22 protein-coding genes are annotated in these 24,440 nt (G+C 45.1%); 7 read left to right on the top strand and 15 right to left on the bottom strand.

All coding sequences use genetic code 11. The features are described 5' to 3' along the window. Positions 1-16 precede the first annotated feature (16 nt). Together sufC and AC1DPK_RS13155 are read right to left on the bottom strand one after the other, a co-directional pair. Positions 17-796: a Fe-S cluster assembly ATPase SufC gene (sufC, locus tag AC1DPK_RS13160; protein ID WP_076270273.1), complete on the bottom strand. Its 780-nt coding sequence runs from the start codon at positions 794-796 to the stop codon at positions 17-19. Positions 797-1,078: 282 nt separating this feature from the next. After that, a complete protein-coding gene (locus tag AC1DPK_RS13155) occupies positions 1,079-1,660 on the bottom strand; it encodes a DUF1802 family protein (RefSeq protein ID WP_477510579.1) in 582 nt (193 codons plus the stop codon). Positions 1,661-1,804: 144 nt separating this feature from the next. Between AC1DPK_RS13155 and mtnK the strand changes: the two genes are divergently transcribed. Together mtnK and mtnA are read left to right on the top strand one after the other, a co-directional pair. Further along, positions 1,805-3,016: an S-methyl-5-thioribose kinase gene (gene mtnK / locus AC1DPK_RS13150; RefSeq protein WP_477510578.1), complete on the top strand. Its 1,212-nt coding sequence runs from the start codon at positions 1,805-1,807 to the stop codon at positions 3,014-3,016. Between the two features lie 25 nt (positions 3,017-3,041). Further along, entirely contained in the window at positions 3,042-4,097 is a 1,056-nt protein-coding gene (mtnA, locus tag AC1DPK_RS13145; RefSeq protein WP_076270276.1) for an S-methyl-5-thioribose-1-phosphate isomerase, read from the top strand. Positions 4,098-4,178: 81 nt separating this feature from the next. Here the strand turns inward: mtnA and AC1DPK_RS13140 are convergent, their stop codons facing one another. From AC1DPK_RS13140 to AC1DPK_RS13130, 3 genes are all read right to left on the bottom strand, one after another. Continuing rightward, positions 4,179-4,484 carry a YunC family protein gene (locus AC1DPK_RS13140; protein WP_076270277.1) on the bottom strand — a complete coding sequence of 102 codons (306 nt, stop codon included), beginning with the start codon at positions 4,482-4,484 and terminating at the stop codon, positions 4,179-4,181. Between the two features lie 210 nt (positions 4,485-4,694). Continuing rightward, on the bottom strand, positions 4,695-4,961 hold the full coding sequence (locus AC1DPK_RS13135) for a hypothetical protein (RefSeq protein ID WP_441885453.1): 267 nt from the start codon (positions 4,959-4,961) through the stop codon (positions 4,695-4,697). A gap of 202 nt (positions 4,962-5,163) precedes the next feature. Then, positions 5,164-5,358 carry a transcription initiation factor TFIIIB gene (locus AC1DPK_RS13130; RefSeq protein ID WP_477510577.1) on the bottom strand — a complete coding sequence of 65 codons (195 nt, stop codon included), beginning with the start codon at positions 5,356-5,358 and terminating at the stop codon, positions 5,164-5,166. 1,064 nt (positions 5,359-6,422) lie between these two features. On the opposite strand from AC1DPK_RS13130, the gene AC1DPK_RS13125 reads away from it, so the two are divergent. Further along, positions 6,423-6,797, top strand: a complete 375-nt coding sequence (locus AC1DPK_RS13125) for a DUF3992 domain-containing protein (RefSeq protein WP_441885457.1) — start codon at positions 6,423-6,425, stop codon at positions 6,795-6,797. A gap of 26 nt (positions 6,798-6,823) precedes the next feature. Then, the gene (locus tag AC1DPK_RS13120; protein WP_076270281.1) at positions 6,824-7,165 is read left to right on the top strand and encodes a DUF3992 domain-containing protein; all 342 of its coding nucleotides are present in this window, start codon (positions 6,824-6,826) and stop codon (positions 7,163-7,165) included. A 55-nt stretch (positions 7,166-7,220) separates the two neighbouring features. Here AC1DPK_RS13120 and AC1DPK_RS13115 read toward each other — a convergent pair whose 3' ends face one another. Then, on the bottom strand, positions 7,221-7,826 hold the full coding sequence (locus tag AC1DPK_RS13115; protein ID WP_477510576.1) for an S-Ena type endospore appendage: 606 nt from the start codon (positions 7,824-7,826) through the stop codon (positions 7,221-7,223). A gap of 152 nt (positions 7,827-7,978) precedes the next feature. Next, positions 7,979-9,877, bottom strand: a complete 1,899-nt coding sequence (locus AC1DPK_RS13110; protein WP_477510575.1) for a collagen-like protein — start codon at positions 9,875-9,877, stop codon at positions 7,979-7,981. A gap of 659 nt (positions 9,878-10,536) precedes the next feature. Here AC1DPK_RS13110 and AC1DPK_RS13105 point away from each other — a divergent pair. Then, positions 10,537-11,079, top strand: a complete 543-nt coding sequence (locus AC1DPK_RS13105; protein ID WP_477510574.1) for a hypothetical protein — start codon at positions 10,537-10,539, stop codon at positions 11,077-11,079. A 59-nt stretch (positions 11,080-11,138) separates the two neighbouring features. Here AC1DPK_RS13105 and AC1DPK_RS13100 read toward each other — a convergent pair whose 3' ends face one another. After that, positions 11,139-13,040: a putative bifunctional diguanylate cyclase/phosphodiesterase gene (locus AC1DPK_RS13100; RefSeq protein ID WP_477510573.1), complete on the bottom strand. Its 1,902-nt coding sequence runs from the start codon at positions 13,038-13,040 to the stop codon at positions 11,139-11,141. Positions 13,041-13,191: 151 nt separating this feature from the next. Continuing rightward, entirely contained in the window at positions 13,192-13,572 is a 381-nt protein-coding gene (locus AC1DPK_RS13095; RefSeq protein WP_430063522.1) for a DUF423 domain-containing protein, read from the bottom strand. A gap of 63 nt (positions 13,573-13,635) precedes the next feature. Here AC1DPK_RS13095 and AC1DPK_RS13090 point away from each other — a divergent pair, with 63 nt between their 5' ends. Further along, positions 13,636-14,133, top strand: coding sequence for a hypothetical protein (locus AC1DPK_RS13090; protein WP_477510572.1), 498 nt, complete (start codon positions 13,636-13,638; stop codon positions 14,131-14,133). A gap of 78 nt (positions 14,134-14,211) precedes the next feature. Here the strand turns inward: AC1DPK_RS13090 and AC1DPK_RS13085 are convergent, their stop codons facing one another. Then, the gene (locus tag AC1DPK_RS13085) at positions 14,212-17,304 is read right to left on the bottom strand and encodes an AAA family ATPase (RefSeq protein WP_477510571.1); all 3,093 of its coding nucleotides are present in this window, start codon (positions 17,302-17,304) and stop codon (positions 14,212-14,214) included. After that, on the bottom strand, positions 17,301-18,476 hold the full coding sequence (locus tag AC1DPK_RS13080) for an exonuclease SbcCD subunit D (RefSeq protein ID WP_477510570.1): 1,176 nt from the start codon (positions 18,474-18,476) through the stop codon (positions 17,301-17,303). The genes AC1DPK_RS13085 and AC1DPK_RS13080 overlap by 4 nt, the downstream gene beginning before the upstream one ends. Positions 18,477-18,691: 215 nt before the next feature. Here AC1DPK_RS13080 and AC1DPK_RS13075 point away from each other — a divergent pair, with 215 nt between their 5' ends. Next, on the top strand, positions 18,692-19,936 hold the full coding sequence (locus AC1DPK_RS13075; RefSeq protein WP_477510569.1) for an MFS transporter: 1,245 nt from the start codon (positions 18,692-18,694) through the stop codon (positions 19,934-19,936). Positions 19,937-20,005: 69 nt separating this feature from the next. Here AC1DPK_RS13075 and AC1DPK_RS13070 read toward each other — a convergent pair whose 3' ends face one another. From AC1DPK_RS13070 to preA, 4 genes are all read right to left on the bottom strand, one after another. Then, entirely contained in the window at positions 20,006-21,478 is a 1,473-nt protein-coding gene (locus AC1DPK_RS13070; RefSeq protein ID WP_477510568.1) for a CoA-acylating methylmalonate-semialdehyde dehydrogenase, read from the bottom strand. A gap of 101 nt (positions 21,479-21,579) precedes the next feature. Continuing rightward, entirely contained in the window at positions 21,580-21,807 is a 228-nt protein-coding gene (locus tag AC1DPK_RS13065; protein ID WP_477510567.1) for a hypothetical protein, read from the bottom strand. Between the two features lie 70 nt (positions 21,808-21,877). Further along, a complete protein-coding gene (hydA, locus tag AC1DPK_RS13060) occupies positions 21,878-23,272 on the bottom strand; it encodes a dihydropyrimidinase (protein WP_477510566.1) in 1,395 nt (464 codons plus the stop codon). A gap of 1 nt (position 23,273) precedes the next feature. Beyond that, a partial coding sequence (gene preA, locus AC1DPK_RS13055; protein ID WP_477510565.1) for an NAD-dependent dihydropyrimidine dehydrogenase subunit PreA occupies positions 23,274-24,440 on the bottom strand: 1,167 nt, incomplete at its 5' end.

Below are 24,440 nucleotides of genomic sequence, written 5' to 3'. Positions count from 1 at the left end.
TTGCCCCCTTCTCTGCTTAAGCCTGACCGACCGTTTCATCTTCGATTCCAAGCTCTTCTTTTACCCAATCATAACCTTCGTTTTCCAAACGCTCAGCCAGCTCAGGACCACCCGATTTAACGATACGGCCTTGCATCATAACATGTACATAGTCTGGAGTAATATAGTTAAGCAAACGCTGATAGTGAGTAATGATAAGGAAACCGCGATCTTCCGAACGCATAGCATTTACGCCTTGTGATACGATACGAAGTGCATCTATGTCAAGACCTGAATCGATCTCATCAAGAACAACGATTTTTGGATCAAGAAGCATCATTTGCAAAATTTCGTTACGTTTTTTCTCGCCGCCTGAGAAACCTTCGTTAAGGTAACGATGAGCGAATTCAGCATTCATTTCAAGCTCTTTCATTTTGCTTTCCATTTTGCGAATGAATTTAATCAACGAGATTTCATTGCCTTCGCCAAGACGTGCATTTAGCGCACTGCGTAGAAAGTCAGAGTTTGTTACGCCTGGAATTTCACTTGGATATTGCATTGCAAGAAACAAACCAGCAAGTGCGCGCTCATCAACACCCATTTCAAGGATGTCAGCGCCATCTAGTACTGCCGTTCCTTCTGTTACTTCATATTTAGGATGTCCCATCAAAGCGGATGCCAGTGTAGATTTACCGGTACCGTTCGGGCCCATGATCGCGTGAATTTCTCCACCTTTAATTTCTAGGTTAATACCTTTCAAAATCTCTTTTCCGTCGATAGCCGCTTTCAGACCATCAATGACAAAATGAGTAGACATAATATGCTGATCCCTCCAAGGTTGGTTTAATTCGCTCAGTCACKTCTATAAATAATAGACTTTCTATTATAGAGTGATTCTCAATGATTCTCAATAATCATTTTAATATAGTTTTTGTTATAAATCAATGTGAGATGTCTTTGATTCATTGATAATGTCTTTTTATTGTAGATATAAAACGAAAAGCTAAAGGTTGATTTCGGCTTATATTTCTCCTATTTCACCTTTAATCGGCAATTAGATGGGTTTTCCTCGTAAGATCCTTTGATCAAAATAAATCTTTTATGCCAATGCATTTTTAATTTTTTGAACTTCTGACAGAAATGTTTCTTCATCCAGTACAGGCAAAATCTTTGGAGATGGTATTTCATCTTCCATTCTTACCCAAGATTTGCATCCATTATAAGCAGGCCTCATCGAAATTTCCAAAGGCTTCTCCAATCGGTAAACTCGAAGCAATAAAACATGCAGCGGCTTGGTTTTTTTCCAGCGCAATCTTTCCTCTGCAAACGTATCTGTCCATATATGCAAATCGCGTAAACGATCGAGTGTTTCTTGATCCGTTACTTCAATATCTTCAACGACCTCAGCGTAAGCTTCTAGCTTAATCGTTTCCATGTCTATCGACCAATTCGCTAACGTTTCATCCAAACCGTCAACATATTGCTCCTTTAGAAGATGTTTCTTCTGGTGCTCGTAAGCAGGCATTAAATAAAAGCAGGGGCTAATAAGCTGAAAATCTCGCGTTTCTTCAATGATTCCGCCTTTACGCATAACGATAATTTGCTGCCCCTCTGCGAGCGCTTTTACACTGACAGCCCACTCTTTCAAAGCGATCGACTGTTGTTCTTTTTGTGCAGTCACTATACTTCCTCCATCCAACTTGTCTATAATTGATAACATTATATCAAATGAGGGTATTCCAAGGCGAAATAATATACATTATACTATGTTGAGATGAATACTGGGCATTGCTGCCCAACTACTATAAACCGGAGGTGGACAGCCGTGTCTGCATATCATCCATTATCAGAACAAGAAGCCATTCAAATAGCTCTTTCGCTTGACGGTTATTTCCCAGAGGGAGCAAGTTTAACCAGCCGAGAAATTGGAGACGGTAATTTAAACTTGGTTTTCCACATCGTTGATTCTAGCAGCGGCAAGAGCCTTATTATGAAACAGGCGCTTCCTTATGCTAAAGTTGTTGGGGAGTCTTGGCCACTTACACTCGATCGTGCACGTATTGAAAGTGATAAGCTTATTTTGGAAGGCGAGCTTGCTCCTGGACTCGTTCCAAACGTTTATAAATATGACCCAGAGCTCTATCTCACGATTATGGAAGATCTCAGCGATCATATTATCATGCGTCAAGGGCTGATTGGCGGAACACGTTATCCTAAATTCGCGGACGATATTTCAACATTTATGGCGCGGACTTTATTTTTCACCTCTGATCTTGGCATGAACCAGCAGGAAAAGAAGCAGCGCGTAAAAGCTTTTATTAATCCTGAGTTATGTAAAATAACAGAGGATCTTATATTCGACGATCCTTATACGAATTCGCCTAACAACAGCTTTGATCCAACTATTCAGGATGCTGCTGAGGCGCTTTGGCAGGATTCACAGCTTCATTTTGAAGTAGCGATTCTGCGTGACAAATTTTTAACAAATGCACAAGCGCTGTTGCATGGCGATCTTCATACGGGCAGTGTTTTCGTAACGCCTGAATCTACAAAGGTCATCGATCCTGAATTCGCTTATTATGGTCCAATTGGCTTCGACATCGGTGCTGTTATTGCGAATTTGCTTCTCAACTTTGCAGGACAAGAGCATTGGAGCACGGATACAGAAACGAGAAATGACTTCCGTCGTTATTTGACCGATTCGGTGCGTGATGTGTGGAACCTATTCGATCAAAAATTCCGTGCATTATGGGATGAGCATGGTCTCGATCGTATTGCTTCTTCAACACCAGGCTACCAAGATTACTATATGAATCGTTTGCTGCAGGACGCTGTTGGTTTTGCAGGCTGCAAAACCGTACGCCGAATCGTCGGTTTGTCTCATGTAATCGATGTAGATCGTATCCCTGATGCAGCTGCTAAACAGAAAGCTCAGCGCCTCGCTCTTGCTATTGGAACATCGCTGATTCGCAACAACCGCAATACGCAATCCATTGAGGAAGTTATCGACGTTGCCTTATCACTTGCAAATAAATGATTGAACACAGAGAGGAAATGACACCATGACAACAAATAATTATGCTGGCTTGCAATCGGTTATCTGGACCGAAGACAGGCTTGATTTACTTGACCAACGGCTTTTGCCAGAAGAAATCGTTTATTTGCCTTTAACGACTGCAGAGGATGTATGGGAAGCGATTCGCCACTTAAAAGTACGCGGAGCTCCAGCCATCGGCATTTCAGCAGCTTACGGAGTCGTTCTAGGCAGCCGAGATGAGCAAACCACTGAGGCATGGCTCGCGCAAGTCGTCAAGCAAGCAGAATATCTTGCGACTTCAAGACCAACCGCAGTTAACTTGTTCTGGGCACTTGATCGCATGAAAGCAGCTGCCGCTTCTTACATCGAGAAAGGCTTGTCGCTTGAGGAAAGCAAAGCCGCTTTGCTAACGGAAGCAATCGCGATTCAAAGCGAAGATGAAGAAACAAACAGAATGATCGGTGAACATGCACTATCATTGTTTAAAGATGATATGGGTGTATTGACACACTGTAATGCTGGCGGCTTGGCTACGGCTAAATACGGCACAGCTCTTGCACCCTTCTACTTAGCCTTGGAACGCGGTATTACACTGCGTGTATATGCTGACGAGACGCGTCCTGTCCTTCAAGGCGCTCGGTTAACTGCATTTGAATTACAGCAGGCAGGCGTCGATGTTACGCTTATTTGCGACAACATGGCTGGTATGATTATGGCTAAGGGCTGGGTAGATGCGGTTATCGTAGGTACTGACCGCGTTGCTGCAAACGGTGATGTAGCTAACAAAATCGGAACGTACAGCGTAGCTGTACTCGCTAAAGCTCACGGCATTCCTTTTTATGTAGCGAGTCCTCTTTCCACAATTGATTTGAATACGCCGACTGGTTCTGAAATTCCAATTGAAGAGCGCAATGCGGAAGAAATTACAGAAGGCTTCGGCAAGCGTACAGCCCCTCAGGGCATTAAAGTATACAATCCGGCCTTCGACGTAACGCCTAATGAATATGTAACAGCCATTATTACTGAAAAAGGCATCGTCCAAGCGCCATACGATGTTAATCTTCGCAAACTTTTTGAATAATCATTAGAGAATAAAAGCCCTAATCTGTTGTTCGCGGCATTCACGCGTACAGCTTGATTGGGGCTCTTTGTTTTCTTTTGGTTAAAGCATCAATTGGAGCGCTTCCGAGCCCTTCATGCCTACTACAACACCCTTTGTCTCTGCTGTTAAAGTAACGGATTCCAAAGGGGCTTCCATCAACTCTTCCAACGTTTTTACTCCAACAGCTCTGCCAGCTATAATTTCCCGGTCTTTGAGTCGCTCATTAAGCAGAGAAACATCAAGCGCACCGCACATAATATATCCTTTGTCCGTCATGATAGCGAGCAAAGTTGTTTTGGGCAGCTTCACTTCAACGCCAAGAACGGTTTCTCCATTCTCCAGTGTGAAAGGAACCATCCGCATCATATAGGATCCACCCCCTTCTTTTACATAATGTAAAAGGCAATGCACTGCAACATCAGTATATGCAAAAGTAAGTTTGCAGTGTTGGATGTTTGCTTATTTATGCAGTGGTTGAGGGGTGAAATCACAAATGCGATCACAAGTTGATAAGTGAATCAATCTGCACTGTCGGCTCTTGTTGCATGTTGGGAGCCACATGAAACAGAGTTTTCATTACCCTAAAAAATTCAACTCTTCTTTAATTTTCTTTATCTCATTTATAGCATGTTCAATCAAATTTCTATTGATTTTTTCACCTGTGTATACATTGTAATCATCAATTACTTCTATTAGATATTCCTTCAATTCGGTATCAGACTTATCCAGCAATTCTATACCATGCCATTCTCCATCCCAAATCGCAGCAACACGCTGCCTATCATCATCATTTGATTCGTCAAAATAAAATACCCAATAATTATACTTCTTATTGATTTTCATCTCCTCATCTCCCTAAAATGAAACCGTGATATGTACCTCTCCCGACTGAAGTCCAAATGAAGTTATCTATCTGCATTATATGATTGGGAGAAAATTGACCCAATGATCTATCGTAACTCCTGCTTACATCAATAATTTCCTTTCATGTTGAGTTTTCGATGAAACACTTGTTTTAATATATTCGCAAATGTCGATATTCACTTTATTTATCCTCAAATTTATGTGGCTCAATAACAAAACTTTTTAAAATATATCCACACTTCATACAAATTACATGAGTAACATCTGATCCTAAAGTTAGTATTTTTTTCATAGGGTATACTCTGGCTTCACCGTGCGACTTACCTTTCCCAAAGTTGGTTCCTCCACATTCGGGACAAACTTCTTCTTTTTTCATCTCGAACCTCTCCCTTTGAACTTAACCTTTCCTTGCCTTTCTAATCAAACTAATCACAACAAAACGGATACTTACTATCCTTATACTTATACTTACACGTCAGGCACTCCTGCACCTTACCTCTTCAAAAAAGAAAATCAACAGGTTAACAAACTCGGATGTTTTTCATTTTAACTTATAGCAGCCTACTTATCGGCAATATGGCATGATGCAAATGTCCTGCTAAATGGTATTTGTATTTACGGACTTCTAACGAAGATACTTCAGTCGAAAAAGAGACACCAGTTAATTCCCAGAATTTATGCCCATCTAATTGATAACCAATATAGAAGCCGTCCTATGGCCTCCTATAACTACAACATCGTCACCTTCACTCAAGCTCCTCAGCACCCTTTATATGTATTTACATCATTCAAAACATTTCTCCTCCCTATGAAATAACCATTTCACCAAACCTTCCTAACTTTCCAATAATTATACAATTTGGCATATAATTTGTCTCAAACTATGTCGAAACAAAATTAATCAAAAAAAGACTCCCCTCAAAGTGGAAAGCCAGCTACATATATTTCTCACAATCACAATTCAACTCAACAAACTCACAAACTGGTCTCAAGATTAGTAAAAAACTAGTCATTTAAAAAAGTTTACACTTAATTTTCATTTAAGATAATAATCATGAAAAACCAAATGAAAGCCTGTCATGATAGGGCTTTTTTGTGTTTTTCGAGGGTTTTGGACCCCCTTCTTTTACATAATGTAAAAAGCAAGGCACTGCAACATCAGTATATGCAAAAGTAAGTTGGCATTATTGGATGTTTGCTTATTTATGCTCCTGCATTCTTCTGAAAATGCTAGGCTCTAATTATGTTTCTCCAATGACAAATCCCTTCGATCTTCATTTTGTATGGTTCTTCTTCTCTCTCTAGTCTATTACCCATAGAAATTGCATGATCGTATGTCGTCTTGTTTAAAAGATATTTCTCACCTCAGGCAGATGTCCAAGCGGGCAGGTTAATGCCTGCATTAAATAGTTAGAAATTATAAATAGGAGGGATTTAGGTATGGGTTGTAATAATTCTGCAACTGCTTTAACTTGTTGTGCTGATAAAAACTTTGTACAAGATAAAGTATGTACACCATGGAGTGGCACCGTTGTCGCTGCTGATGTCCTAGTTGTCGTCTTCACAAATAATATTAACCAAAATATAGTTGGTACTGGATATTTGCAATACGACATCGGTCCAGATGATATTACATTTGATTTTCTCGACAGCACGGGAAATCCAATCAATGCTGCTCCATTTACACTCTCTCCCGGAACGAGTCTTGCTTTTACGTATAGGCGCTTCAGTGCCATTCAAATAACGCTTCCAGCAGCTTCACCAGGTACCTATCAAGGGGAGTTCTGCATAACTACCCGTTACCCTGTCCAATAAAATAATGAGTGGAGGGATAAAGGAATATGTGTGAAACAAATTCTACACTTAGTTGTTGCTCAGATAAAGTCATTGTGCAAGATAAAGTGTGCTCAAATTGGCAATTAGCTGCAGCTGGGACCCAAATCATTTATTCGGACAATATATCACAAACCATCAATGGTACAGGATATGTTAAATATGAAACCGGTACAGCACCATTAACAGTAAACTTCTTCAGAACAGGAATCGTAGCAGCTATTCAAACCATAGTTATTCCTGTTGGAGGCAGTGCATCATTTACGGTAGCACGATTTAATACCATTTCCTTAACTACGACGGCAGCAGCACAAGGGGAGTTTTGTATTACTGTCCGTTATAGTCTTTAATCTTATAACTTAATAATAATGGGTGGTTCTTCATTTATTGAAGAACCACCCTTTATTATTGTTCATTTAATGGAATGGGGTTTGAATGCAGACCAATCGTAGTTGAAATTACATATTTTCCTTCAATATAAAGTAACTCATTACCTTTTGCAGAAACTTTTACAGATTTAATGCCTTCACCAATAAAATTAACCGTATTACCAGGTGGTACAATCATTAGTTTAGTTTCTGTACCAACAATTTCTACTTCCAAAGGATCTGTGCTCGATGGACTCGAGTATATAGTAATTTGCGCCACCTTAACTTTTGCTTCAATATCTGTTTCCCATATTTGAAGTCCCGTTAGATTACCTTGAAGTAATATATTTCCACAGCATTCTTTTTCGACCAGCATAGTCGCAGGATCAACGCAAGGTGAATCCGGGCAAGGACACGGCCTAGGCCTTGGACATGGTCTCGGTCTTGGCCTGTGACATCGCTTAGGAGGACACGGAAATATCGGGAAACATCTCTTCCTTCGGGCTCTTTTTTTACAGCATTTTTTCTTTATTATATATTTTGATTTTTGCTTATTTATTTGAATAAAAGAGGGTTTCACCATGAGAACATTCATTAATTCAAATAAGGGCTTTTTCTTTGAACAGAATCTCCTTTTCAGCATATTCCCCCCTCTTTCAAAAAAACCATATTCCAGTTCATACTTATATTAAATGTATCTTTCCGGCACATGGTTATACATTATCTGAATTTATTCCAAAAGAAGTCATATGCCTAGTAGATTTGACCTCCATTAACGAAATGAATGATTGAATATTACGTAAGTTCGTGCATAGACCAAACTACACCATTTGTAGAACCGCCGCCTATATTAAGTGATATTGTCAGACCGTTCGCATTGTAGTAAAGCCCAATAACATCTCCAGCGGAGAGCGTAACCTCACCTGCCAAAGTTACTGTTCCATTACCAAGTACAGCTCTTAAGGTTAGAAGCAATGCAATATTAACATTCAAAATAGGTAATAATCCAGTAACCAAACTTGTTGTAGTAGGCGATGTTCTTTGAACTAGAAAGAAAGGGTTTACTCCAGCTCCGAGGCTTACGCCAATAGCTGCAGTGGTTATATAATTTACTGTTGCTAAAATAGAATATCTACCAGTGACCGGTATCGTGTAATTGCCTGTTGCGGCATTGAAATTCGCATTTCCATAATAAGGATTCGCTACAGACCAGTTAATAAGCTGACCCGTTGCTGATAAAGTAAGAGAAGACAAAAATGCTGAAAATCCTTCAGCAGCAAAGTTCGGACCAGTGGCTCCTGTCGCACCTGTCGCACCTGTTGCTCCCGTTGCACCCGTTACTCCTACTCCTGTTGCTCCTGTTGCGCCAGTTGTACCAGTCACTCCTACTCCCGTCGCTCCTGTAGCGCCGGTTGCTCCTGTTGCACCCGTCACTCCCACTCCCGTCGCTCCTGTAGCTCCGGTTGCCCCTGTTGCTCCTGTCACTCCTACTCCCGTAGCTCCCGTCGCTCCTGTAGCGCCGGTTGCCCCGGTTGCTCCGATCACTCCCACTCCCGTCGCTCCTGTAGCGCCGGTTGCCCCGGTTGCTCCGATCACTCCCACTCCCGTAGCTCCTGTAGCGCCGGTTGCTCCGGTCACTCCTACTCCCGTAGCTCCTGTCGCCCCAGTTGCACCCGTCACTCCTACTCCCGTCGCACCTGTAGCTCCGGTTGCTCCCGTTGCACCCGTTACTCCCACTCCCGTCGCTCCTGTAGCGCCGGTTGCCCCGGTTGCACCCGTCACTCCTACCCCTGTCGCTCCTGTCGCTCCTGTAGCTCCGGTTGCCCCTGTTGCTCCTACTCCCGTCGCTCCTGTGGCACCTGTGGCCCCGGTTGCTCCTGTCACTCCTACTCCAGTAGCTCCTGTCGTGCCCGTCGCCCCTGTTGCACCCGTCACTCCTACTCCCGTCGCTCCTGTCGTGCCTGTTGCCCCGGTTGCACCCGTCACTCCCACTCCCGTCGCTCCTGTCGTGCCTGTTGCCCCGGTTGCACCCGTCACTCCCACCCCTGTCGCTCCTGCCGTGCCTGTTGCCCCGGTTGCACCCGTCACTCCCACCCCTGTCGCTCCTGTAGCGCCGGTTGCTCCCGTTGCACCCGTTACTCCTACTCCCGTCGCTCCTGTAGCTCCGGTTGCCCCAGTTGCTCCTGTCACTCCTACTCCCGTCGCTCCTGTAGCGCTGGTTGCCCCAGTTGCTCCTGTCACTCCCACTCCCGTCGCTCCTGTAGCGCCGGTTGCCCCCGTTGCACCCGATACTCCTACTCCCGTCGCTCCTGTAGCTCCGGTTGCCCCAGTTGCTCCTGTCACTCCTACTCCCGTCGCTCCTGTCGTGCCCGTTGCCCCAGTTGCACCTGTCACTCCTACTCCCGTGGCTCCTGTCGCCCCTGTCGCTCCTGTTGCCCCTGTTACTCCCGTTGCTCCCGTTGCTCCTGTCGGCCCTGTCGGCCCTGTCGCCCCTGTCGCCCCTGTCTCCCCAGTTGCTCCTGTCACTCCTGTTACTCCCGTTGCACCCGTCGCCCCTGTTTCACCTGTCGATCCCGTCGCGCCAGTTATCCCCTTCTTACGCGTCCCGTCGCAGCTTAATGAACCGGAACAGGAACAGTTGCTACTTGAACATTGCGATCTGTTAAGTTTTGAGCTGCCACAATACATATCCATTAGCCCCATCCTTTGTACAACAATCTCGAATTCATATATCACAAAAAATCAGAATCGATGAAAATTTTCAATTCCAATTTCCCTATCATTAAATCTATATAAAACTTATCATTTAAAATAAAAATTCTGCCAGAAACAAAAAAACCTCTACCCCTCTATCGGCAGACTCTATTAATAGTAAATGAATTTTCCTCAGTTATTGATTGTACTCAAGCCTTATTTTCTAAATAATAGTCATTTGTAGCATACCTAAAAATAGAGCCACCTCTACCTTCAATAAGGCAAAGTGACTCTATCATTTTCACTACTTTTAACCTGTCTAACCCTGCCCATACTAAGACTACATAATATATCGAGACCAACAATCCATTTTTTGTTTTTTTATAAAATTATACATTTATTCTGCATTTAATCTTGACATCACAACCTCCGTTTAATGTTTCAATGAAATAATAATATATGCTAAAATAGATCAGCCGAACTTTATTATAAGTAGTTAGGTCTTTATACCGTATAGCACAGATTTAATCTAAATCCTGTACCTATCCATTTGAATGCGGATACATTTTCTTGCATCACTCGAGTTATCGCTGCTCACTACTACATGAAAAATCGATTTAGTGGTATATTAGTACTATATCGAATCGTCCGGAGGTCCTATGGAAAAACATAACTCTTCACAAGACCGAGCATCCTTTATTTTTAATATTGAGGTGCTTGTAGAAGGGAAAAACAACGCTGCAGCGCTTGAGCAATTGCTTCATTCGCTAAATGGTTCTGACTTTGTTGATTTCCGTATATTATCCGGCATCCAACTTGGAGAGCAAATCGAACATCGCAAGAATAATACAAGCTCCACCCGAGAAATCCCTTTGCCGCCTAACTTAACTAAAGATGCTGACAACGTACAACCTAACAGAACTTCAACCACCACTCCTGAGAAAACAAAAGAAGCTAAAAAGGCCGACAAACCAGCAGCAGATGCTCTAGAAGCTTTAAGCTATTACGACAAAATAAGGGCACTCATGAAAAACAATACCTTAATCCGGCTCCTCGTTAATAAAGGCTTAGGTATTACGCTCAGCATTCCTTGCCGAATCATTAATATGGATGAGTCGGAAAATATTATTACCGTTTATCATGTCGACGAGAAGCAAGTGTATACGTTTCGAATGAACGAAATTGAAGACTTCTCATACTAATCCACGCATGAAGAAAAAAACCGTTCCAGTGACTGTTTATCAGCCATAGAACGGTTTTTTTATGCATAACCCGGAGATAACATTTGTTCAATGTTGTCACTTGATACAGGCGGACTCCAGAAGAAGCCTTGCATTTCATCGCATTTATGCTTGCGAAGAAACTCCATTTGCCCTTCAGTTTCCACGCCTTCTGCGATAACCTGAATATTCAGGTTATGAGCCATTGCAATAATTGCTGCAACGATTTCTGCATCACTCGGGTCCTGCTGAATATCACGTACGAAGGAGCGGTCAATTTTCAACCGATCAATCGGGAAGTTTTTCAAATAATGAAATGAACTATAGCCCGTGCCAAAATCATCAACGCTAATATTAACGCCTAATTCCGTTAAGTCGAGCAAACAGCGAGACACATGGCTAACATCCATCGTCATCGACTCCGTGATTTCCAGATCCAAATATTTTGGATCGAGGCCTGTTTTCTCAAGTACTGCCGCTACCTTGCCTGCGAGATCCGTTTGAACAAATTGCCTAATCGATAAATTGACGGATACCGGCATTAATGGCAATCCAGCGTCTTGCCATGCTTTGTTTTGACGGCAAGCCTCTTCCAGCACCCAATCGCCAATTTGGACAATCATGCCGCTCTCTTCAGCTAACGGGATAAAGTTCCCTGGTGGTATCATGCCTTTAAGCGGATGATTCCATCTTACAAGCGCTTCTACGCCAACCATAGTACCTGAACTCAAATCATATTGCGGTTGATAATGCAAAATAAATTCCTCGCGCTGAATCGCGCGATACATCTCATGCTGCAGCGTAAGTCGCTCCAATGACGAATTGCTCCAGTCCTCCGAATAAAGCAGGCAATCATTTTTCCCGCTTTCCTTCACTTTGACAAGCGCCATATCTGCTTTCTTGATAAGCGAATAACTATCATCATCCGCGTTGCTGTTTGTAACCAAACCAATGCTCGCTGTAATATGTAACGGGAAGCCGCTCAGCTCATAGGGCTCTTCAATCGACTTGAGGAGATTTCTGCACAGCTCAAGCAAATGCTTCTCCGATCGTAAATTGCAAAATAATAAAGCAAATTCATCGCCTTCCATACGCGCTGCAAAATCATTGTCATCAAGATCTCGATTTAGTCTTTCAGCAACTTGCATGAGAAGAATATCACCGAATTCGCGTCCAAAGGATGCGTTAACCAGCTTAAAGCGATCTAAATCCAAATAACAAATACCAACGATACGTTCTTCTTCCTTCGCCCTTGTCAACGTCTCCGTCAGTTTCATTTGAAACAAAGTGCGATTCGGCAATCCGGTCATATCGTCGTGATAGGCCATGTAGCGAATTCGTTCAACATTTCGTTTGCGATCGCTTAAATCTTGGCTTATCACTACCGTTCCGATGACTTCTTCCATCTGTATCATAGGAGAGCAAACAACTTGAAGCTCGAGCGGAAAACCTGAACCATGTGTAATGTTAATATTGATCTGTTTCGTTTCACCAAGCAAAGCCTGCTCAAATGTTTCTTGCAGCAATTGCCGGCTGCCCGGTTCGACTAATGTCAAGATCGTTTCACCGAGAAGCTCGGTTCGGTCATAACCAAGTGTACGGCCGGACGCCTCGTTCAACTCCATGACAATCCCGTTTTTATCCAATATCGCCAGCGGAACGGCATCTGAACGAAGCAAGGTCTCTACAATTGCCGTATGATAATTTTGGAAGCTAAACGTCACATTTCGCTTTATATAAACAATTACTGCAGTTACGATTAACGATGCAGCGATGGCCAAAGCGGTCCATTTGTACATCGTGTTAGAAATTAATATAAATGATACGATAATMCAGACCAACCCGAGTGCTGCCAGCAAACAGCTAATAACCAACGATCCATTCAATGATTGCTTGAGGAGTTGTCGCTTTCTATCAGGAAAACCATCTATCCGTTTCGTCACGCACAAACGTCCTTCCTCTATTTCGAGTCAAGTCAGTGTTCGCTTTATTATAAACGATGTACGCGTTCTGGTATAGAAATATTTACTAAAGCAACTTGTTTTTTTGTTGTAATACAGAGTAATATGTCGTCAATTCATTATTTATTTCTAACTAATTACTTTCTTTCTTAAGTGCTGCAGTAATAATACATATCCATCCAGCTATAATCGCAACGCCGCCAATAGGTGTGATCATGCCAAGCTTGCTGAAGCTCGTAAGCGATAATACGTACAAACTGCCGCTAAAAATGATCATTCCTGTTAGAATTAATCGACCGCCATTTAAAGCAAGCTTGCTCGTCCCCATTTGTTTGGCGAACAAGGAAATTAGCATTAAACCGAGTGCGCTGTACATGTGATAACGAACGCCTGTTTCAAAAACCTCTAAATAATGATCACTCAATTGTTTTTCTAATCCATGTGCTCCGAATGCGCCTAAAGCAATGGCTAAAGCCGCGTTTATTGCTCCGATTGCAAAATATTTTGGAAACATTTGTTTTCAATCCTCTCGTATTTGTGTATAATTTTACCGTAATTAGTAAAGGAGCTGATATAAATGGAAAATGAAACCAATAACAATGCTAATCCATCTTCCAGCAATGAGCCTTACGGTTCAAGACCCGTTTTCTCCAATGACCAAACCATCTATGAAGGTCCTAAGAAACATTCAGGAATTGGCATTACATCCTTCATCATTGGGCTGCTCTCAGCCGTATTGCTTATTATTGCAATCGTCTCAGGCTTCTCATTCGCTGATCAGATCGCAAATACAGACATCGTTATAGCAGACCCTTCTGATAAAGCAGCCTTTCAAGCTTCAATCGAAGCGCTTGGTCAAGAAGTTCTTGTTTCTATGATGCTTACTATCGTTTGTATTTTTGGAGCAGGACTACTCTCCCTTGCAGGTCTTATATTAGCTATTATCGGTGCCGTTTCCAGCAAGCGTCGTAAAACGTTTGGCGTTATTGGCATTGTACTTAACGTTGTCGTATTTGTAGGCGGTATTGCCTTATTTTTTGTAGGCTCTGCTTCTATTGCGTCATCTGTTGCCTAATTAAATTTCGGCCAGCTGTAAAAAGTCTGTCTCAGCCTCAATGGAGCGCTCGAAGCAGGCTTTTCTTATTCAAGCCGCTTATCTCACCGTTAATTTCGTCCGACTAAAACCTTCCTTCGTCTTATTAACCTCAAGGCAAGCCGGGAATGCATCCTTCAGCTCCTGAACGTGTGATATAACTCCGATCATTCTTCCCGATTTCTGCAAATCAACAAGCGCTGTAATTGCTTTCTGAAGCGATTCCTCATCCAGTGAACCAAAACCCTCATCAATGAACATCATTTCAATCGTCACGCCGCCCATGTGGGATTGAATAACATCCGTCATTCCAAGCGCAAGACATAACGAGGCGTTAAACTTCTCACCGCCAGACAATGTTTTCACGTCACGATTCTGACCTGTATACGCATCATAGACATCGAGGCCTAGTCCGCTTTGCTTGCCGCGAGTTTCAAGGCGATCACTTCTTTGCAGCATAAATTGCCCATTCGATAAATCATGCAAACGCGTATTGGCAGCAAAGAGAATCTGCTCCAAAAACTCAATTAGAATATAGCGCTCGAACGATACCTTAAGCGCATTATCCCCTTTCAGCATCTGGAATATATCCATGACCTCTTCTAGCTTAGCCTCTAGTTCGCTCACATAATCATTGGCCTTTCCAATTGAAACAGCGAGCCGCTCAGCAACTTGACCCGTCCGCATTGCCGTTTGTGCGGCGGCAAATAGTTTCTCCTGCTGCTGCTTCAAAGCAGCAAGCTGCTCCTGAAGCTGCGCCAGATCAACTCTAGGTTTGCCTGCAAGCTCGCTTTGCAGTTCAACCAGCTGCTGCATAAGTGAAGCAACGGCTGCTTGGTATGCAGCAATTTCTTTTTTCAACTGTTCTCTAGCTGAGTCAGGCAAAGCTGCTTCTCGATATTGCTGAACCGTGTCAAAACCCGCTTTCACGAGCTCATCCAGCAATCGCTGCTCTGCTAGCTGCTTGTTTTTTTCGGATTCTTGCTGCTGCTGCTCGGATTGCACGGCATATGCTTTCTGTTCGGCCAGCTTCGCTGTCATTTTTTGCTGCTGCTCTTGAACAGATTTCCAAGCAGCTGACATTCGGTCATAAACTACCTGCTGCTCGTTTAGTTTTTCAGTCAGCTTCTCAGGAGTACGCAGCGTTTCTGGGATGCAGCCCAGCTCCTGCTGCAGCGCCGATTGCTGTGACGTTCGCTCAACGATTAAGCGCTGCTGCTCCTGCTGTAGTTGTTCCTTACTAAGCTGTTGCTTCTCGAGCTGCTGCTCCTGACGTTCGATCAACTGCTTGAGCTCAGGAAGCTGCTTCACTTTCAATAGAAGCTTGTCCGTTTCTTCCTTAAGGCCGCGCCAAAGCTGCAGCAGCTGCGCTCGTTGCTCCTCCAGCATGACGGCTTTCAATCCAAATTCCGCCAGCTCTTTAGCACCGTCCTCGCGTGTTGCTTGTGCTGCAGCTGCTTGTGCTCGCGCTTCAAGCCATTCCCGCTCCACTGCAGCTAATTGTAACTTTGCCTCTTGCAGCCGTTCACGAGAAGGAATCTCTGAATGTATGACCGACTTTGCTGGATGCTCCTCACTGCCGCACACAGGACAAGGCATGCCCTCATGCAGATGGGCAGCCAGCAGTGACGCTTGCCCCTCAAGCCATGCAGCCTCAAGCAGATCGTGGTTGTCTTTTGTTTTGCTGAGAGTTTGAGCGAATTCTTTCTCTAATAGAGCGATTCTCGTCATTTCTTTCTCGACGTCAACTACTCGCTTTAATTGTTTCCCCTGCTGCTCAATAAGACGCAGCTGATCCAGCTTATCTGTCAGCTCTGCCGTTTCAAGCTCTGTTTCCTTCACTTGTGCATTTGCAGCGAGCTTCGCTTCTCGCAGCTTTATTAGCTCTGCATCCAATGCCTCAAGCTTAGTTGTACAACCCTTCTCCGCAAGTACGAGCTTGTCGATCGCTTGCTGCTGGCTAGCGAGCGTTCTTACGATTGGAGCCATCTCTTGCAATTTGCTGAGCTCACGTTCCGCTTCTCGCCGTTCGTCGCCGCGCTGCTCTTCTACTGCAAACCTCTCAACTGCAACCTTAAAGTCGCGCTCCGCGGTTTCCAGCTCCGCTTGCCTCGTAGCAAATTGTTCCCGCTTCAACTTCGCATCAGCAGCGGTTCGTTCAGCATGCTCCTGATATGGTGCCAAATGGGCTGCTTTTTCAGCAAGCGCCAGTCGCTGCTCCTTCAAGCCATATTCCGGCTTCTGACCATCCAGCTGCTCAAGCTGCATCCGCTTCCTCGCATGCTCCTCGTACTTGCTATTCAGCGTCATCGCAAGCCTCAGCTGCACTTCTGCCGCTTCAAGCCTTCCTGCAAGCAGCTCCTTTTGCTCTTCCGCTTCTCCTGCAAGCTTCATATAAAATTCGAACTCCAGCGCCAAAGCGTCCGTCACTTGCGTCGCACTATATACTTCCTGCTCAAAGGTTTCAACAAGCTTACTATTTTCTCGCTCTGGCAGCGCCTCTTGTACTTGCTTCATATAAGCATTAAGRGTCGCTTTTGCTTCTTTCAATTGATCCTGCAGCGCACGATTTTTTTGCTGAAAACGATTTTCCAAACGCTCATACAGCTCTGTCCGAAAAATTCGGCGCAAAATCTCTTCCTTATTATCCGTATCGGAAGTCAGCAGCTTTCGAAACTCTCCCTGCGGAAGCATGACAATCTGACTGAATTGCTCCTTGGTGAGGCCAATAATCTGCTCCAGCCTAGCATTCACGTCAGACAAAATAAAACGGTCTACAGCTGGAATGGGTTCCCCGCTAGTCGTCTCGTACAGCTCGCATTTACCGCCTGTTTCACTTTTGTTCCCGCCCTTGCGATGAGGCATCTGCCTAAGGACCAAGTAGCTTCTCCGACCGATAGCGAAATCGAAATGAACCGCGGTGTGTATTTCTTCTGCAGCAAAATGACTGCGAAGCATACGGGGATCAGCTCGATCCTCTCCACTAGCCGTTCCATAGATAGCAAAACAAATCGCATCAAAAATTGACGTTTTCCCTGCGCCTGTATTGCCTGAAATAACAAACAGGCGTCGATCCTCCAGCATGCTGAAATCAATCGTTTCCGTGTCTCGATAGGAGCCGAAAGCTGTCATTGTTAATTTGATTGGCCTCATAGCATACCTCCTTCCTCACGCAGCAGCTCTGCATACGTATTCGCAAACAACTGTTTTTTCGCTTCCGAGAGTGGTTGCTGCTTTACTTCTTGATAAAAAGCTGCGAACAGCTCGATTGGATCAGCCTCACGCCGTCCTTTTGCCACTCCAGCGTCCAAGCTGCTGCCATCGCTCGAATGGCTGCCTGAAGATAATGGCCTGCGTTCCACATGAAGCGCATTCGGATAAACCGCACGCACCTTCTCCATTGGAAACAATACGGGATTATCATTCAAAAGAGTAACAAAAACATAATCCTCGTTTATTTCATGCTTCGTTATCTCTTCAATAGTAGCAGTTACACGGCGCATGTTGCGAAGCGGAAGCAGCTCGCGCTTCTCGATCTCCACTTCACCCGCTTCATTAAGCTCAATGACAAAATAACCCTTCGCATGGTTTTCCTCAGAAATCGAATATTTAAGCGGGGAACCCGCATACCTTATCTTGTGATTGCGAACGAAATGGGCCTGATGCAAATGTCCAAGCGCTGTATAATTAAATTTCTCAAAATAAGCCGCACTCACATGTTCAGCTCCGCCAACAGACAATGGCCGCTCGGAGTCGCTTGTATTAAGCTCCGGCTCTCCGGTTGCCGTAACAAAAGCGTGCCCGACAAACACATGCCGAGCTTCTGGATTCATAGACTCAGCAATGTTTGCTGTAACTGCCCGCATCGCATCGTCATGCGTTTTTATGGATTCATCGCCAAACACGTAGCGTACTTGCGCAGGATCTGCGAACGGAACAAGATGGAAGTGAACCTCGCCGAATTCATCATTTAGCACGACTGGTCCGAGCGTTTTGCGAAGCTGTCCCGCCAAATATAAACCGCGATTTTCCATCATTTTTGTACCAAAATTAATACGGTCTGGACTGTCGTGATTCCCTGATATTGCAAGCACTGGCGTACCTAAATCGATGACGATCCGGCTGAGCAGCTCATCAAGCAATTCTACCGCTTCCGTAGGCGGTACAGCCCGATCATAGAGATCGCCAGCAATAATGACCGCATCCGGCCGTTCGATTTCGATCGCTTGCAGCAGCTGCATCAGAACATAACGCTGATCCTCTGTCATATATACGCCTTGAACGAGCTTGCCCAAATGCCAGTCCGCAGTATGAAATAGCTTCATTCGTCACAAACATCCCTTCCTTGCATTTCTATCTATCTTAACACGTTATTGGTCTATCATTTATTTTAACATCCGATTCATCATGCCGCATAGTAAAGCTGAAATTGCTTTCCGCTATCTATTGCACATCACATAAATACACGATAAAGTTAGACACGGCATACGTTTATCAAACTCTATTCCTATTATAATGACAACGATGGAGGACTACCAAATTGTCTCGTTTCACATCTACTTTATCCAAAAACTACATACTGCTGCTTACTGTCGTATTCGGAGGTTTTCTCATCTTTGGCTTCTCTGAAAATATTAAAGGGCCTGCGCTTCCTAGAATGCAGAGTGAGTTGAAGCTTGACGAGCTGCAAGTCGGAATTTTGTTAGCATTTAACTCCCTTGGCTATTTGCTTGCATGCAGCTTTACCGGGTGGCTTACCCGCAAAGCAGGAATGAAGCTCACTTTGGTGCTCACATTTGGCTCTATGGCGGTATCGGGTGTTTGCATCTATTTTGCAGCCAATTACACCTCACTTTCATCCGCTTATTTCCTCATGTATGTCGGAAATGGGATGCTGGAAATCGCGCTAGCCATCCTTGCCGCTCGAATTTTCATCAAAAACACAGGCACGATGATGAACCTCGCACACTTTTTTTATGGGCTCAGCTCAACCTTTGCCCCGATCATTGCTGCTTCGCTGATAGGTGTTCAAGTATTTGGCTCTGCGCTAGGCTGGCGGGGAATGTACATGCTTATGCTCGCGCTCTCGATTTTGCCCATGCTTCCAGGACTTTTCGCAAAATATGCCGGTGATGAGCAAAAACACGAGGAACGAATCACTTTAAAGGAATTTGCTCGTGACAAGATCGCTTGGCTCATTGTCGTCGTGCTATCTTTCGGAGTAATATCGGAGCTTGCTGTTGGCGGTTGGCTCGTTAACTTTTTGGAGAAGGCTTACGGTTGGAGCGGCGATGCTTCGGCTAAAATGCTATCTGCCTTTTTCTTCTGCTTTATGCTCGCAAGGCTCGTTCTCGGTCCCGTCACTGACAAAATTGGCTACACGAGATCGCTCATTTTACTATCTGCTTTTTCTGGGTTATGCTCAGTTGCAGCCATTATCATCGGTGAACCAGGTGCCTTTTTGTTTGCACTCGCAGGAGTTGGTATCGCCCCAATCTATCCAACCGTCATGGCCCTGCTTGCCAAACGTTACCCAAACAACGCCGATACCGCTATTACCTTTACCGTAACCTTAATGGGTATAGCGAGTGTCATCGGCAACCTCGCTATCGGCGCCATTACAGAATGGACGAAGCAGCTGTTTGCCGGAAGTGAAAACTCACATGCCAGCCTCGTTGCAGGTCTGCAAGGCGGTTATCTATTCATCGGGGCATGTGCGCTTGCCTGCTCGGTCACTTCGATCATTCTTTATCGCATGCTTAGAAATAGGAATGCAATATTGTAAATAGAAATGCCCCTGCCAGTGCTGAAGCTCAGCACGCTGCGGGGGCATTTTTTATACTAGGCAGCCTTATCAAAAATATCTCGATGTTATCATTTTTTTCTTCGTATAAAATTCCACTCCATCCTTTCCATTGGCATGCAAATCTCCGTAGAAAGAGTCCTTCCAGCCCGAAAATGGAAAAAAAGCCATTGGTGCTGGCACGCCTACATTAACACCCAGCATACCGGCTTCCGCTTCCTCGCGGAATTGACGAACCGCCTTAGCATTTTCCGTATAAATGACTGCTGAATTACCAAATCTAGAACTATTCACTATAGTAAGCGCCTCATTTAAATCTTCCGCGCGCAGGACAGATAATACTGGACCAAATATTTCCTCCGTGGCAATCGTCATTTCAGGCTTCACTTGGTCAAAAATCGTCGGTCCAAGAAAATATCCTTCGCCGCTGCGCTCCGTTGCAAGCCTGCCATCAAGTAGAAGCGCAGCCCCTTCAGCAATCCCGCTCGCAATATACTTTTCGATGCGCTTGCGATGCTCATCGCGTATGACTGGCGTTAAGGTGACGTCATCGCGCATTCCCGAACCGATGATCATCGCTTCCGCTGCAGCTTGCAGCGCCTTCATAAAGCTGCTCCCATCACCGACTGCAACGACAGCAGAGCAAGCCATGCATCGCTCACCAGCACTGCCAAAGGATGAGGCAATGATGTTCTCAACCGTTTTATCGATATGCGCGTCCGGCATTACAATATGGATGTTCTTGGCGCCGGCAAGCGCTTGAACTCTTTTGCCGTTATACGCAGCACGTTCATATACGTATTTGGCAACAGGCTGCGAGCCGACAAATGAAATGGCCTTAACACTGGGACTGCTCGTCAATACATTTACAACATCGTTAGCGCCATGCACCACATTCAGTACACCATCCGGCAATCCCGCTTCCCGCAATAGCTCCGCAAGCTTGTTAACGGTAAGCGGCGTACGTTCTGATGGCTTGAGCACAAAAGTGTTGCCAAGCGCGATGGCAAGCGGGAACATCCAGCACGGTACCATCATCGGAAAATTAAATGGCGTGATGCCTCCCACTACACCAAGCGGCACCCGGAACAGCTCCGAATCGATGTCCGTTGCAATGTTTGCAAGCGTTGCGCCCATCATATGCGTCGGCGCTCCTGCCGCAAACTCCACATTTTCGATGCCGCGCTGCACTTCTCCGACCGCTTCTTTGTAGCTTTTTCCGTTCTCCATCGTTATAATCTCCGCCAGCTCCTCCGCATGCTCCTGCAGAAGCTGCCAGTAACGAAACAGCACCCTCGCCCTGCGTGGAACAGGGGTTTTGCTCCATGCTGGATAAGCCTGCTCCGCAGCATGCACAGCAGCTTCAACATCCTCTTGAACGGATAATGGGACATAAGCGATTACTGCGCCTGTAGCCGGATTTATCACTTTATCTGTTCGTCCATTTACAGACTCCACCCAAACACCGTTTATAAAATTACGTAATTTAAGCGGATCCTGTAGGGAAATAGGTTCTATAGCCATCCTATCAGCTCCTATGTTTGTTAATTATCGTTGGGAACAAACCTTTTATCCTTTGTCGCACTCAAGGAGCTATCTCCTTTTGGAAATCTATGCTCAAATTTTTACTGCACGTCTTTTTGTTCTCTAACATCTTGTTTAAGAAGCACATTAACAAAATATTTGCGAGCATCCGCCGTCTCAATGAGCAGCGAAGCTTCATCACCGCCGGGGTGCTTAAGCTCCAGCCAATCGCCGCTCAGYCCTTCACGCACGCCAGTAATGACATACTCCTGATTCAAATACGCATCAATCTTGTTTTTCTCCTCGACGAATTGCTCATAGGCGGACATTTCTCTTCCTCCTTTGGCGCTATGGCTTCCCTTTATCCCTCATGTCGCGAAGCAGCGTTGGGACAAGCAGCTATCGATTATCCCCCTTGTAAGGAGCCCGCTTCACATATCGTCCAGCCCCTAGAGAGCCAACAAATTGACAATCTTGAATGACAAATTCACCGCGTGATAGCACGCTAACGGGCAAGCCTGTCACCTTCAATCCTTCAAACGGGTTATAATCGACATTCATATGATGTGTTTCAGCTGAGAGAATACGCTCTGCTAGCGGATCAAAGATGACGATATCCGCATCACTGCCAACGGCAATCGTCCCCTTCTGGGGAAAAAGACCAAACAGCTTGGCGCTGCGCGTCGATACAATGTCTACGAATTGATTAAGCGTAATGCGCCCTTGATGAACGCCCTCCGAATAAAATAGCGAGAATCGATCCTCTATAACGGGGCCGCCATTTGGAATTTTACTGAAATCCCCCCGCCCCAAATCCTTCTGTCCGTCAAAATTAAAAGAGCAGTGGTCCGAACCCAGCGTTTGCAGCTGGCCGCTCTTCAGTGCATTCCAAAGAATCTCTTGATGATGCGCTTCACGAAGAGGCGGCGACCAAACGTATTTTGCCCCTTCAAAATCCGGCTTCTCCAGCTGCGACTGATCGAGCACCAAATATTGTGGACAGGTTTCGCCCCACACGTCCACGCCTTGATTGCGCGCCTCTGCGATTTGCTGGACGGCTTCGGCGCATGTCACATGCACAACATACAGTCTCGCTCCAGCAAGCTCGGCTAGTTTTGCTGCCCGTCCAGTTGCCTCTCCTTCAATAATCGACGGTCTCGTAAGCGCATGATAAATAGGATCGGTGTTGCCTTCCTCCAACGCTTTATGAATGAGAAAATCGATGACATCGCCATTCTCAGCATGCACCATTACCATCGCTCCATGCTCCTTGGCTGCGAGCATCGTCCGAAACAACGTGCCGTCATCCGCTTGAAACACGTTTTTGTACGCCATAAACACCTTCAACGAGGTAATGCCCTCTTCACGAATAATCGATGGAAGCTCGGCAAGCACTGCATCGTTTATTTCACTAATCATGAGGTGAAAGCCATAATCGATAACGGCTTTACTGTCTGCTTTTTGATGCCATGCCGCAATGGATTCCTTCAGTGGTTTCCCTTTCGTCGTCAAGCAGAAATCAACAATCGTTGTAGTTCCTCCGAAAGCTGCAGCTTTTGTGCCTGTCTCAAAATCATCCGCCGTAACCGTGCCGCCAAACGGCATATCAAGATGGGTATGTGGATCAATGCCGCCTGGAAATACGTATTTGCCTGTTGCATCGATAATCTCATCCGCTTCCGATTCGAGGTCAATACCGATTTTGGCGATGATGCCTTCCTTAATCAGCACATCAGCTTTATATGTGTCGGCTGCCGTTACAATAACCCCATTTTTAATGAGCCTCACCGTCATCCTATACAGCCTCCTTCTTATCGCCATCGTCAGAATCATTGCTTTTTCCTAGTGACGCAATTGCCGCTTGCCGTTGATTCCAGCTTAGAGCCGGCTCCGTCGAGGGAACCTCTACCATCTCAATCGCACCTTCAACCGGGCAAACAATAGAACAAAGGTTGCAACCTACACAATCTTCCTCGCGAACCTTCAGGTATGCTGCGCCAGTATCGTCTATATGCCGCTCAATACACTGATGCGAAGTATCCTCGCAAGCGATATGGCATTTATTGCAAACGATGCAAGTATCCTGTTCAATTCGTGCAACGACCGCGTAATTAAGGTCTAGATCTCCCCAATCCGAATAGCGCTCTACCGATTTGCCTATTAGCTCATTGACTGATTTCAAACCCTTTTCATCCAAATAATTGTTCAAACCATCGATCATATCCTCTACGATGCTAAAGCCATGATGCATGGCAGCTGTACATACTTGAACGCCAGTTGATCCCATCAAAATAAACTCAACCGCATCCCGCCAGCTCGATATTCCGCCTATCCCGGAAATGGGTACGCCAACTAAAGGATTTCGGGCACATTCCGCAACCATATTAAGCGCAATCGGCTTAACTGCAGGCCCGCAGTAGCCCCCATGCGCGCCTTTTCCGCCAACATGCGGAATCGTATTCCATGTATCGATATCAACTCCAGCTAGTGAATTAATGGTATTGATCAGCGAGATCGCATCCGCTCCTCCGCGAACAGCTGCTTTCGCTGTCGCGGTAATGTCCGTAATATTGGGCGTAAGCTTGACTATGACTGGCGTCCTCGCTGCCTCCTTGACCCACATTGTCTGCATTTCAACCAGATCCGGCTGCTGACCAGAAGCAGCGCCCATCCCCCGCTCCGCCATGCCATGGGGACATCCGAAGTTCAATTCCAGTCCATCGACACCGATTGCCTCTACTTTTTTTACAATTTCATGCCATTTCTCGCGTTTAGGCTCCACCATCAATGAAACGACAAGCGCATGCTCCGGAAATCGCTTCTTTGTCTCGTAAATTTCCTTTAAGTTCACTTCAAGCGGGCGATCCGAAATCAGCTCAATGTTGTTGAATCCTGCTACTCGTTGTCCATTGAAATGAATAGCTGCAAATCGTGAGGATGTATTAATAATTGGAATAATTGG

The organism is Paenibacillus sp. 01T424 (assembly GCF_056398745.1).
The sequence above is the reverse complement of the archived record's forward strand: the minus strand, read 5'-3'. Positions and strand labels throughout refer to the sequence as shown.